This is a genomic window from Polyangium sorediatum (assembly GCF_029946465.1).
Taxonomy (GTDB): domain Bacteria; phylum Myxococcota_A; class Polyangia; order Polyangiales; family Polyangiaceae; genus Polyangium; species Polyangium fumosum.
Map to the genome: position 1 here is coordinate 1 of NZ_JARZHI010000100.1, position 12,042 is coordinate 12,042.

The following is a 12,042-nucleotide window of genomic DNA, read 5'->3' on the forward strand; positions in this document are numbered from 1 at the left end:
ATGCGCGAGACCTCCGCACGAATGGCCGCCGCTTGTTGTTCCGTATGCATGTTGAGGCTCCTTCCGGTTGGGAGCCTGGGCACGGGGGCCACGGGACGTCAGGACGGGGGGCGGCGAGGACTTACGATTGAGCCCCTGGGGCTTGCTCCGAAACGGTCGGTTCCCGCTCTGGTGGAATCCGGAATTCGCCGTGAAAAAGGCAGAACGCGCCCGAACGACCGACGCACCCATCTATGCGATCATCGACGTGGTGACCGACCGCGCCCTGAAAGGCCCCACCGAGTTCACGACCGACGAAATTGCAACGCTCATTCCCAAGCCGCCCGATCCGGAGCGACTGGTTGGCGTTCAACGCAATCTTCAAAAGGTGGGTATCACCTGGCCCGGCTCGCCTGAGATCCCGCCGCTGCCAAAGCCAACAGGTCGCAACCCCTTTTTGCGGCAACCCGTCTAGCCAAAGGAAGGCGCAAGCTCCCACGATTGACCTACCTCGACGCTAAGCGGTCGTTGAGCTGGGAGTGGAAGCGCCAGCGGTTGCGGAAACGGGTTTGGGAGCGGGAGCGGGGGCGGGAGCGATTCCCTCACCTCCGGCGACGGGACGATTCCCTCACCCCCGACGAACCAATCCGCAGATTGGTGTGAGGGACTCTCCCCCCGACGAACCAATCCGCACGTTCGCGATTGCCTTCGCCCCCAATTCATGAGACAGGACAAGCGACGCCAGCCGGCGCCTTCAACACCGACCGGCGTCTCCCCACAACCCCGCACAACCGGAGTCATGAGTATGACAACGATACCGCTCCATCTTCCGCCGGCAAACTTTACGGCGGCGCACGCCCTGCTGGGGCGCCTTTACCTCGAACACCGCGCTTTCTTGCGCCGCGTTCTTCTCGGTCAGTCCATCCCTCCCCGCGACGTGGACGACGTCGTGCAGGACATCTTCCTCACGGCCTGGCGCAGGCTCGAATGCCTCATCGTGCCGGAGCAGGCCCGCCCGTGGCTCTTGGTGATCGGGCTCAACCATGCCCGCAACCATCGAAAGCTTTCGCGTTGCGAACGTGAGGTCCTCGCGGGCCTGGCCGATGACTTTCCCGAGCGGGAAGACGAAGCGGAGTCGATAGGGATGTTCGTGCAGGCGACGTACGGGCTCTTCCGGCTCAAGCGATTCCTCTACAAGATCGGGCCGCGCGTCCGTGCTGTGGTGATGCCGTACCTGGAAGGCCGTTCGATCCGGGAGATCGCCGAATCCCTCGGCATCAAAACGAAGACCGCCCACGCCCGCCTGCACCTCGCCCGGGAGCACCTGAAGACGCTCGCACTCGCGTGATCCGCCCCCGCCCCCGCTCCCGCTTCCGCCCCCGCTCCCGCTCCCGCCTCCGCTCCCGCTTCCGGTCGAGCTCGAGAACGCGGTATCACTACGCTCCTCGACGGGCGCCTCGACGCCTCGCGCAACTGTCCTCGCTGCGGCTATCCCGTGCAGGCTTCTCGGAAGAGCTGCTACGTCTGCTCTCACGAGCTCGGCCGAGCGGAATAGGGTCCGCTCAGCGAGCGTCTTCGAAACCATGCGCAGCCGTTCGTCTCTTCTCGCGCTCGGCGCCCTCATGACCTGCTGCTCTCACGGCGGCCCGCTGCCTCCACGAGAGGCCGCCTCGAGCTCGCCCAGCGCCTGCGACGAGCTCCCGTTGTTTCGCGTCTACGAGGAGCACGGTGCCTCTCATCGACGAAGCGCTCACCGACTCGAGCTCGATCTGCCGGTGGATCTCCACTCCCTCGATTGTGGAGCGCCCGACAGCTACGGACACGAAATGACGCTCACGCTCGTGCTCGGCAGCGTCGCGGATCGTTGCGTGATCGAGGAAGCGTTCGCGGTCGGAAAAGCCTACGGTCCCCCTGGCTTCCCGTCGGGTTCCTGGAAAAACACCTTCACGGTAACCGGCGCTCCGGATCTTGCGTCCGCCGATCTGCAGCAGGTCGAGCTCCGAGATCCGACCCGCCGGGAGGCGCTCCTGCTCCTCGGGACCAGTTACTACTTCTACGAGGGCGTCGTCGACGGAGGTCGATTGAAGCCAGAGCTCATAGCCGAGGAGGCGAGCGACTGCTGCTACGGCTTCACGAGCGCCAAAGCACTGAGCTGGTCGTATCCGAGCCCCTGAACGGACCGATCTCTCATCGAGATCAGCCGTATCTCGATGGTCTCCGCGTCACTCGCGCGCTTCCCTTGCTTGGGCGGGTGGCGGCCTCTCTCGTGCAGCCGGGCAGGCCGGTGCCGGTTCATCCCGCAGCCCGGCGCGCTGATGCGCCTCTTCGGCCGCGCCCGGAGCTTGCGCGGCCAAGTCGAGGTCAACCGCTCGAACATCACCGCACGGCGTGATCTGGCGGTGATTTACCTCGACGGCCTGCGGGCCCGGCGCTTCCGCTCCCGCTTCCGTACGAGAGGCTTGACTTGGGAGCATATCTACGCGTTTCGTACCTCACCCCCGTCTTGCCGCCAACAACCATCGACGCGCACCGTCCGGCCGCGCACCTCCCTGCGAGGTTCCGATGAATTTGATCCATATATGTAGAAGTTTGCTCTTCTTTTTCATGAGCTCGCTGCTCGCCCTCCTGTCCTCCTGCGACGATACGATCGCCCCCTCTCCCCGCGCGGCCGACGTCGTGGCCCTCGTGAGCCGCCTCGCCGTGGCCGAGCGCCCACTCGCGGACCGCTTCACCGATGCGCCCGGCGGCTTCGAAGCAGCCGAGGACGGCGCCGTCTCGCCTGGGTGGCGCGCGGCCGCCGCCTCCGATCCGAAGCCGGGCCTCCTCGCGCGCTCGCGCGTACCCGACACCGCCGACGGCGCGTGGGAAGTCTATCTCGGCCAGGGCACGGCGCTCGGCGCGAGGCTCTTGCCGGAGAGGACGGCGGCAACGCCGCTCGAAGTCGAAAATGGTTACGCGGTCTACCGCGACGTCCGGCCATCCACCGACGCGATCCTCGTCAGCGGCGAGACGTACGCGGAGCTCGCCTATGTCCTGCGCGACGAGACCGCGGATGCCGAGGCCAGCTTCAAGGTCGAGCTCGGCGAGGGCATCGCGCGCGTGGCGTCCGATGGTCGGGGCGGACTCTCCTTCATCGACAGAGCAGGCAAAACGCGCCTGTCGATGCCGAGGCCCTTCGCGCTGGATGCCGCGGGGCAGCGTCGGGACGCGGAGCTCGTGTGGGACGCGAACGAGCAGCGCCTATCGTTGCACCTCGATACGCGCGGCCTTGCCTTCCCGGTGCTGCTCGATCCCGTGATTCAAACGGTTCTGTGGGAGAAGGCGCCGTACATCGACCCCCGCGCGAGCCACGCGATGGCGACGCTTGGCACCAAGATCGTCCTTTTTGGTGGCTACCGACAGAACGACACGTGGGAGTGGGATGGGACGAGCTGGACCCAGCGCTTCCCGGCCACGAGCCCGCCGGCGCGCGCGAATCATGCGATGGCGACACTTGACAACAAGGTCGTCCTCTTCGGCGGCACGGGTGCCGGGGGGGACTTGAACGACACGTGGGAGTGGGATGGGACGAACTGGACCGAGCGCTCCCCGGCCACGAGCCCGTCGGCGCGCAGCCGGCATGCGATGGCGACGCTGGGCACCAGGATCGTCCTTTTTGGTGGCTACAGCGGACTGAACGATACGTGGGAATGGGACGGGACGAACTGGACGCAGCGATTCTCCCCCACGAGCCCACCGCTGCGCAGTGGGCATGCGATGGCCACCTTGGGCGCCAAGGTCATCCTCTTCGGCGGCGTGAATGGTGGCGGCGGCATGAACGACACATGGGAATGGAACGGGACGACCTGGTTCAAGTACTCCCCTGTCAACAACCCGTCGACGCGAAGCCGGCATGCGATGGCGACGCTGGGCAGCAAGGTGATTCTCTTCGGTGGCTACAGTGGTACCGGCGAGCTGAATGACACATGGGAGTGGAACGGGTCGGGCTGGATCAAGAAGTCTCCCGCCACGAGCCCACCCGAGCGCTTTTCGCACGCCATGGCGCCGCTGGGTGGCAAGGTCGTTCTCTTCGGCGGCGAGGACCATGACGTCAATGGCAGCTACCTGAGCGACACGTGGGCATGGGATGGAACGAGCTGGACACAACCCGCTCCTGCCTCGAGCCCGGCAACACGCGGCGGGCATGCGATGGCAACGCTGGGAAGCGAGGTTGTCCTCTTCGGTGGGTATGGCCTTCAGGGAACCCTGAACGACACGTGGAACTGGGATGGAACGAGCTGGACCAAGAGCTCTCCAGCCACGAGCCCGCCCGTGCGCGAGAGGCATGCCATGGCCACGCTGGGCGACGAGGTCGTCCTCTTCGGGGGCCGAGTCTACAGCAATGGCGGTGGATTCTCGTACCTGAAGGACACATGGGCGTGGGACGGGACGAACTGGGCCCAGCGCTTCCCCCTCACGAGCCCGCCAGTGCGCAATGAGCATGCGATGGCGACGCGGGGCAACAAGGTCGTCCTCTTCGGAGGTTGCGGCACGATCTGCATGGCCGACACATGGGAGTGGGACGGGACGAACTGGGCCCAGCGCCTCCCCCTCACGAGCCCACCGTCGCGGTATGCGCACGCAATGGCGACGCGGGGCAACAAGGTGGTCCTTTTTGGCGGCTACAATTACTATACTTCCAGCTATCTGAACGATACATGGGAGTGGGATGGGACGAACTGGACCCAGCGCTTTTCCCCCACGAGCCCGTCAGCGCGTGACTGGCACGCGATGGTGACGGTGGGCAGCAGGGTCGTCCTCTTTGGCGGCTACAACGCGGGCAACCCGTTGAATGACACATGGGAGTGGGACGGGACGAGCTGGACTGAGCTTTTCCCGGTGGCGAGCCCGCCGGCTCGCAGGCGTCACGCGGTGGCTACGCTGGGCGACGAGGCGGTGCTCTTCGGTGGCAATATTTCCTCGTCGGATAGCCTGGGCGATACGTGGAGCTACGCGGCGGTGTTCGCCCAAGGTTCGAATTGCGGTCTCGATGTCGACTGCACGACGGGCCACTGTATCGACGGCGTTTGCTGTGACACGGCTTGCGGCAACGGAGACCCGACCGATTGCCAGGCGTGCGCCATCGCGGCCGGCGCTCCCTCGGATGGCACCTGCGCGCTCTCGACGGGAAACGCCTGCGACGACGGCGACGCCTGCACACAGACGGACACGTGCCAGACCGGCGTTTGCACCAGCGGGAACCCAGTGACCTGCGCGCAGGAGCAATGCCACGCAGCGGCCGGCACCTGTGATCCGCAAACGGGCCAGTGCATGACGCCGACGAAGGCCGACGGCACCGCCTGCAGCGACGGCAATGCCTGCACGCAGACGGACACGTGCCAGAGCGGCATTTGCACGGGCGCGAACCCGGTCGCGTGCGCGGCTCCGGATTCGTGCCACATGGCAGGCACCTGCAATCCAAGCACCGGTCAGTGCGATGCTCCCGCGAAGGCCGACGGCACCGCCTGCGACGACGGCGACGCCTGCACGCAGACCGATACATGCCAGAGCGGCACGTGCACGGGCGCGAACCCGGTCGCGTGCGCGGCTCCGGATTCGTGCCACATGGCAGGCACCTGCAATCCTAGCACCGGTCAGTGCGATGCTCCCGCGAAGGCCGACGGCACCGCCTGCGACGACGGCGACGCCTGCACGCAGACCGATACATGCCAGAGCGGCACGTGCACGGGCGCGAACCTGGTCGCGTGCGCGGCTCCGGATTCGTGCCACATGGCAGGCACCTGCAATCCAAGCACCGGTCAGTGCGAGGTTCCCACGAAGGCCGACGGCACCGCCTGCGACGACGGCAATGCCTGCACGCAGACCGATACATGCCAGAGCGGCACGTGCACGGGCGCGAACCCGGTCGCGTGTGCGGCCTTGGACGAGTGCCACGAGGCAGGGACGTGCAGTCCGGTCGATGGCCAGTGCGACCATCCCGAGAAGGCCGACGGCAGCCCGTGCATGGGCGGCGCCTGCAAGGGCGGCGTGTGCGTCGGCGAAGGTTCCGGCTCCGGTGGAGCGGGCGGAGGAGCGGGCGGAGGGACGAGCAGCAGTGGTCCTGGCGGTGGTGGCAGCACGACCAGCAGCTCCGGCACGGGCGCAGGGGGCAGCGGCGGCACGAGCAGCGGCGCGAGCGGCGGCAATGACGCGGGAGGCGCCGCCGGAAGCGCGAGCACCGGCGCGGGGACAGGGGGAGACGGCGCGACGGGGACGTCCGGCACCACGGGCGTCGGCACGGGCGGCGCCGGGCAGGGCGCGGGTGCGGGCGGCGGCGGCGGGACGGGCGACGGGTGCACCTGCTCCGTAGGCGCGAAGCAAAGCCCTCACGGCGCTCTCGCCCTCGCGCTCGCAGCGGCCGCCATGCTGAGGCGGCGCCGGGGATCGACTGGCTGTGGACGAGACCCGTTCCCGACCAGGCGTGCATCACGCACCTGATGGTGCTGTCTGGGCATCGCGCTCAGCGAGCGCCTCGCCAAGGCCACGGCACACAAGCAGCTTCCGCTTGCCGCTCCCGCTGCCGCTCCCGCTGCCGCTCCCGCTGCCGCTCCCGCTGCCGCTCCCGCTGCCGCTCCCGCTGCCGCCCCCGCCCCCGCTCCCGCCTCCGCCGTCCGATGCGTAGGCCCGCGGGCCCAGATCTGCGCGAGGGTTGTCCTTGAACAGGGAAGCGCTGCCGAAAGAACATCCGCCGCGCATCCCTGCCCACGTTCACTCCTGGATGGCTCCGAGTCGCATCGGAGGTCCCTCGACCTCCGGCAGGAGGTCCCTCGACCTCCGGCAGGAGGTCCCTCGACCTCCGGCAGGAGGTCGTCAACCTCTGCCCAGACCTCATCCACCTCCGCCACGACGTCGCCTTCTTCCGCGTGTAGATGCTCCACCCCCCGAAGGAGGTCGCCGCTCTCCCCCCAAAGGGTGCCCCCTCTCCACCGGGCGTTCGTTCCTCTCCGACAGGACATCCCCCGCCTCCGCCACGACGTCGCCCACCGGCGGCAAGCGCACATCGCTCGCCGAGAGGACGTCCCCCGCCTCCGCCAGGAGCTCAACAACCTTCGTCCGCAGGTCGCCGCTCCCCCGTCTGACGCCGCCTCATCACCTTTGGGTTGCCAAGGTCCGTGCGCATCGCGGGCTCGGCCTGCACGGGCATGGCCGGTGCTTACGAAGGGGTATGCGCATTCGTCGCCTCGTCGGCACCATCGCCCTCACCCTCGTGCCTACGTGTATTGCCGGATGCGGCGACGCTCCTCGGGAGAATGACGACGTGACCCAGGGCGTGCACGCTGCGACCGTGGCGCGGCCTCCGCAATTCGTGATCCTCGCCTTCGACGGGTCGAAGAGCCTCTCGTTCTGGCGCGAGTCGCGCGCCTTCGCCGCCGCGAACGCCCTGAAGTTCACGTACTTCATCAGCGGCGTGTATTTCATCCCGAACGCGGCCAGGGAAGGGTACGATCCTCCGCGGCACGCCCCGGGTACGTCGGCGATCGGGTGGGGAGGGACGATTGACGAGATCACGGAGCGCTTCGAGGAGGTAAAAAAAGCCGCGGCCGAGGGCCACGAGATCGCCTCACACGCGAACGGCCACTTCGACGGCAGCTCGTGGAGCGAGGCCGACTGGGAGAGCGAATTCGAGCAATTCGACGAGATCTTCTTCGAGGGCATCGGGTTGACGGCCCCCGATCTCGGCTTCGGCCCGCGCGATGTCGTGGGCTTCCGCGCGCCGCTGCTCGCCCACAGCCCCGGCCTCTTCAGGACGCTGGCGAAGCGGGGCTACACCTACGACACGAGCAGGACGGGCGCCGCGAACCACTGGCCCGAGAAGATCGCGGGCATCTGGAATTTCCCGCTGGCGGAGCTCCGCATCGTCGGCTCCGGCAAAGCAACCCTCTCGATGGACTACAACTTCTACGTCGCCGATTCGGGCGCCAGGCCGAACCCCGCCGGCAAAGAGACGTACAAAAAGCAGATGATCGACACCTACACGGCCTACTTCGAATCGAACTACTTCGGCAACCGCGCCCCCGTCCACATCGGCCACCACTTCTCGAAGTGGAACGGCGGCGCATACTGGGAGGCCATGCAGGCGTTCGCGCAGGCCGTGTGTGGCCTGCCCGAGGTGACGTGCGGTACGTACAAGGATCTCGTGAAATTCGTCGACGAGCACGAGGACGAGCGCAGCGATCTTCAGGCCGGCAACTTCGCCCGTATGCCTCGTCCGCTGGAGCTCACCCGCGCGGCCGACGTGCCCTGACCACGCCCGCGACCGCTCATTTCGCCAGGCGCAGGAGCTTGCCGGCAACCGTGAAGTAGACGTGCGTGGCATCGCTGCCGAAGCCGTCCAGCGCGAGTTGACCGGCGCCGACGCCAGAGCCAATCATGCGCAGCATTCCCCCGGTCTTGGGGACCGCGAACAGGAAGGTATTCAACTTGCCCGGGGCGTTCTGGTACGCGCCATCGGGCCCTGTGCCGCCGTCGAGGAAAACGGTGGTGTCGTCGACGGCCCGCACCCGGAGCTTCCATCCCGCGAGCGGGCTCGCAATCACCGCGTCGTTCATGCCGTCGAGATCACGTCGACGCACCCCACCGGCTTCGTCGTAGGCGTAGATGTGCGTCCCGTCCGACTTCACGTCCCCCTGGAGCAGGTACACCGAGTTCCCGCCCGCTTTGGGCACGCGGCGGAGGTCCAAGAGGTCATTGTAGAAGACGTAATTCCCCGCGAGCGTGATGTCGTCCTGCAGGGACGCGTCATCCGAGACGAGCGCGGTGGTCGCGCCGCCGCTCTTCGGCATCCGCGCGATGATGTGCCATGGCGAGATGGTGTAAGAGAAGAACACATTCGCCGCGTCGATCTCCAGGTCGGCGATGCTGCCGAGCAAGCCCAGGTTCTGCGACCAGAGCGTCTCCGGCGCGCCGCCGCCCTTGGAGAGGCGACGAACGTGACCATTCGAGCTCTGGTGGGCGCTCCAGTAGACGTACCCGGCATCAACCACGATATGGCGGATCTGGCCCTGCGCGGAGACGAGGGTGGAGACCCTGCCGTTGCTCTTGGAGAGCGCGAGGAGGTTGCCGCCGTCGTCGAAGTAGACGCGGTCGTCGTCGACCGCGAGCACGGTCGCCATGCCCTCGTGGAGCGACGTGGGCGCAGGGGAGCAGACGCCCGCATTGCAGCCGCCGTAGGAGCAGCCGCCGCAGCCGCCGCAATGCGCGGGGTTGACGAGCGGATCGATCTCGCAGGCGTCGCTGGTCGATCCGTTGCAATCGATGAACCCCGGCTTGCAGTCGATGCAGGTGCTATCGACGCAGGCCTCCTTGTCGGCCGGGCAATCGGCGTTCGCCATGCAGCCACAGGAATGGGTCTGCGGCAGGCACACCTGCCCCTGCGGCATGCCGGCGCACTCGGCGTCGACGGTGCAGCCGCTGCAAGCGCCGGTGTCGGAGCAAAAGCTGCCGAACGGGTTGCCCACGCAATCCATGGCGCCGCTGCACGGCAGGCATTGCCCCACCATGACATCGCAGAGCCGGCCGTTGCAGTCGTCGATCCCCTCGCACGCGAGGCAGACGCCCGCCGGGTTGCAGAGAGAGCCGATGCCCGTGTTGATACAATCGGCGTCCGACGCGCACGGAGGATCGGCGGCGATCGTCAGGGTGTAGCCGCTCTCGAACCAGTAGCCGGCCACCGTGATGTACAGCGTCATGGGCGCGGGGATGCCGAGGCGAATCTGGCCGGACGTCGCCAAGCAGCCAAGCTCGGTCTCCGGCGCGTCGCATGCGGCGCGCACGTACACACCGTGCCCCAGCTCGCTCCCGGGCCCCGTGGCCTCGATCCGGTAATTGCCGGCGGCGGGGACCTGAAAGACGAGCGTGCTGGCCTTGTCGTCGGCGGCGCTGCCGCAGGCCGCCGACAGGGTGTTCGCCAACTGATTCGCGATTCCCTGGTAGGAGCCATTCAACGCAATGGCGTCGGTGATGTCGATGGGATCGGCGCATGTGCCCACGGGCATGCCGCCGCCGCCGCCGCCCGTGCCGCTCGACGCGCTCGATGAGGAGGAAGACGCGCTCGACGACGCGGACGCGGACGAAGCGCTCGACGACGATGCGGACGAGGACGACATGCTCGCCGAAGAGCCGCCCGCGCCGCCCGCGCCGCCCGCGCCGCCCGCGCCGCCCTCGCTACCGGCGCTGCCCCCGCCGCCGCATCCGGCGGCGATCGCACAGGAGAGCAGCGAAAGATTCACAAATCGAGCACGAACCATCCGTCCTTACCTCCGCGGCGAAGTTAGCACGAAGGTGCAGCGCGCCAGCCGTCCGGTCGCGCCCTTTCCCTGCTGGGATCGGAGCTCGAAATCGCGCGGTGGTGGAATGCAGCGACTGTCGCTGCAACGGGAGCGGGAGCGACAGCAAAAGCAGCGAGGCCGTCGGCAGCGAGGCCGGCGCCTCGCCCGACGGATCCACCCCCTGGTGCAGGAAGCCGGCGCGGGCGGGTGCACCGTAAGGGGTCGGCCTGCACGGGTATGGCCGGTGCTTACGAAGAGGCATGCGCATTCGTCGCCTCGTCGGCACTCCACCGATGCCCTTCCGCTCGCCGCTGCCCGCCGTCGCGTCCTTCCTGCTCACCGCCTCGTGCCTCGGCCCTGCGCAAGCGGCGGACACGAACGCCGACCTGGAGACATTGCTCGCGACCGGCGGTTGCACCGGGTGTGATTTGCAAGGCGTCCACCTGGAAGGACGGGTCCTCACGATCCAGGGGCTCAGCCACACGAATTTGTCGGGCGCGAACCTCAGCGGGATCGAGCTCCGGGCGCAATCCATCAGCCACGTCGATTTCACGAACGCCAACCTGCACGGCGCCCGCATCTGGGCGAACAGCATCGGCGACAGCCAGTTCGTGAACACCGATCTGAGCGAGGCCTACCTGGGCACGTCGAGCGGACACGGACAACACTGGATCTTCACGCAGAACCGCTTCCTCTCGTCGAACCTACGGAAAGCGCGGATCGAGACGGACATCTGCTACCACTCCCATTTCGAGAACTCGGACCTCACGGGCTTCAGCCTGATCTCGTACGAGGTCATCCGCTACTGCACCGTGACGAACGCCAAGGCCGACGGCAGCACCTGGGACGGCTTCTTCATCAACCAGGTTTTTACGACGTCGAGCCTCGTCGGCGCGTACTTCATCGAAGAAAAGCAGAGCAACATCGATTTCCTCGGCTGCGACCTCCGGAACGCCGTCCTCGACGACGTCGATGGCCAGGCCCGCAACAACTACACGGACAGCAACCTGAGCGGCGCCAAGATCAAAAACGTCCTTTGCGCGGAGGGATCCCTCGGCGTGTGCAATCCGGGCTCCTGATTTCGCCGGTTCATCGCCACGTGACCTCGCCTTCGAGCCGGCACAGCGGAACGCCGTACGCCGTGCCCTCGGGCTCCGCGCTCGGGAATTCGCAGTGGAGGTCCCTCGCGCCGGCCATGAGGACCATCTCCCCGCCCGCCGCGGCCATGATCGCGCCGAGCCAGCGCGCCAGGATCACGGGCACGCCGCGGACGGAGAGCGAGACCCGCCGTGGACCGACGATCTGCGTCTGGAACTTGCCGAACGAATAATACATCGACGGGACCCGCGGAGCCCATACCGCCACGCTTTCGGTCGAGGCGGCCCGGAGCAGGACGCTGTAAAAACCCTTGAGCCGCTCGCGCGCGTGCCACACGCCGAGCTCACGCGCGTGCTCCTCGAAGGGCACGCCGCGGGCGCGCGCCGCTGCGTCCTGGAGGTAGACATTGGGCAGCGAGTCGTACCACTCCGACACCTCGAATCGCTGCTCGAAGAACTTCACGAGCGCGGGCGCCGGCAAGGCCTCTCGGATCGCAGGCAATCCCCCCGGGACGCGCTTGTTCATGAAGTCGTGGTTTCCGCGATAGACATGGCCCTTCTGCCGGAACGGGCTCGCCCCGGGAGCAAAAGGGAGGTCGGGCGGGAGGTCGAACCGCGCGTCGGTGAGGAGCATGGCGCCGGCCCTCATGCTACCGGGT

At 67.3% G+C, this 12,042-nt stretch carries 8 protein-coding genes; 6 read left to right on the top strand and 2 right to left on the bottom strand.

The window, feature by feature from the left end; translation table 11 throughout:
- The first annotated feature begins 190 nt into the window (after positions 1 to 190).
- The 5 genes from QHF89_RS45985 (at position 191) to QHF89_RS46005 (ending at position 8,263) form a co-directional block, all read left to right on the top strand.
- On the top strand, positions 191 to 454 hold the full coding sequence (locus QHF89_RS45985) for a hypothetical protein (RefSeq protein ID WP_136973024.1): 264 nt from the start codon (positions 191 to 193) through the stop codon (positions 452 to 454).
- A 330-nt stretch (positions 455 to 784) separates the two neighbouring features.
- Positions 785 to 1,327 (top strand): RNA polymerase sigma factor, encoded by a 543-nt coding sequence (locus QHF89_RS45990; RefSeq protein WP_284721825.1) that lies wholly within the window; start codon positions 785 to 787, stop codon positions 1,325 to 1,327.
- 478 nt (positions 1,328 to 1,805) lie between these two features.
- Positions 1,806 to 2,153: a hypothetical protein gene (locus QHF89_RS45995; RefSeq protein ID WP_284721826.1), complete on the top strand. Its 348-nt coding sequence runs from the start codon at positions 1,806 to 1,808 to the stop codon at positions 2,151 to 2,153.
- 430 nt (positions 2,154 to 2,583) lie between these two features.
- Positions 2,584 to 6,456, top strand: coding sequence for a Kelch repeat-containing protein (locus QHF89_RS46000; RefSeq protein WP_136973021.1), 3,873 nt, complete (start codon positions 2,584 to 2,586; stop codon positions 6,454 to 6,456).
- Between the two features lie 727 nt (positions 6,457 to 7,183).
- The gene (locus tag QHF89_RS46005; RefSeq protein ID WP_284721827.1) at positions 7,184 to 8,263 is read left to right on the top strand and encodes a polysaccharide deacetylase family protein; all 1,080 of its coding nucleotides are present in this window, start codon (positions 7,184 to 7,186) and stop codon (positions 8,261 to 8,263) included.
- A gap of 16 nt (positions 8,264 to 8,279) precedes the next feature.
- Here the strand turns inward: QHF89_RS46005 and QHF89_RS46010 are convergent, their stop codons facing one another.
- Positions 8,280 to 10,265 (bottom strand): hypothetical protein, encoded by a 1,986-nt coding sequence (locus QHF89_RS46010; protein ID WP_284721828.1) that lies wholly within the window; start codon positions 10,263 to 10,265, stop codon positions 8,280 to 8,282.
- A gap of 281 nt (positions 10,266 to 10,546) precedes the next feature.
- Here QHF89_RS46010 and QHF89_RS46015 point away from each other — a divergent pair, with 281 nt between their 5' ends.
- Positions 10,547 to 11,365, top strand: a complete 819-nt coding sequence (locus QHF89_RS46015; RefSeq protein ID WP_136973017.1) for a pentapeptide repeat-containing protein — start codon at positions 10,547 to 10,549, stop codon at positions 11,363 to 11,365.
- Positions 11,366 to 11,375: 10 nt separating this feature from the next.
- Here the strand turns inward: QHF89_RS46015 and QHF89_RS46020 are convergent, their stop codons facing one another.
- Positions 11,376 to 12,017, bottom strand: a complete 642-nt coding sequence (locus QHF89_RS46020; RefSeq protein WP_136973016.1) for a hypothetical protein — start codon at positions 12,015 to 12,017, stop codon at positions 11,376 to 11,378.
- Positions 12,018 to 12,042: the final 25 nt, after the last annotated feature.

Bases quoted from the DNA above. Each gene is read 5' to 3' on its own strand.
- QHF89_RS45990 (WP_284721825.1), top strand. From the start codon at position 785: ATGACAACGATACCGCTCCATCTTCCGCCGGCAAACTTTACGGCGGCG.
- QHF89_RS45995 (WP_284721826.1), top strand. From the start codon at position 1,806: ATGACGCTCACGCTCGTGCTCGGCAGCGTCGCGGATCGTTGCGTGATC.
- QHF89_RS46000 (WP_136973021.1), top strand. From the start codon at position 2,584: ATGAGCTCGCTGCTCGCCCTCCTGTCCTCCTGCGACGATACGATCGCC.
- QHF89_RS46005 (WP_284721827.1), top strand. From the start codon at position 7,184: ATGCGCATTCGTCGCCTCGTCGGCACCATCGCCCTCACCCTCGTGCCT.
- QHF89_RS46010 (WP_284721828.1), bottom strand. From the start codon at position 10,265: ATGGTTCGTGCTCGATTTGTGAATCTTTCGCTGCTCTCCTGTGCGATC.
- QHF89_RS46015 (WP_136973017.1), top strand. From the start codon at position 10,547: ATGCGCATTCGTCGCCTCGTCGGCACTCCACCGATGCCCTTCCGCTCG.
- QHF89_RS46020 (WP_136973016.1), bottom strand. From the start codon at position 12,017: ATGCTCCTCACCGACGCGCGGTTCGACCTCCCGCCCGACCTCCCTTTT.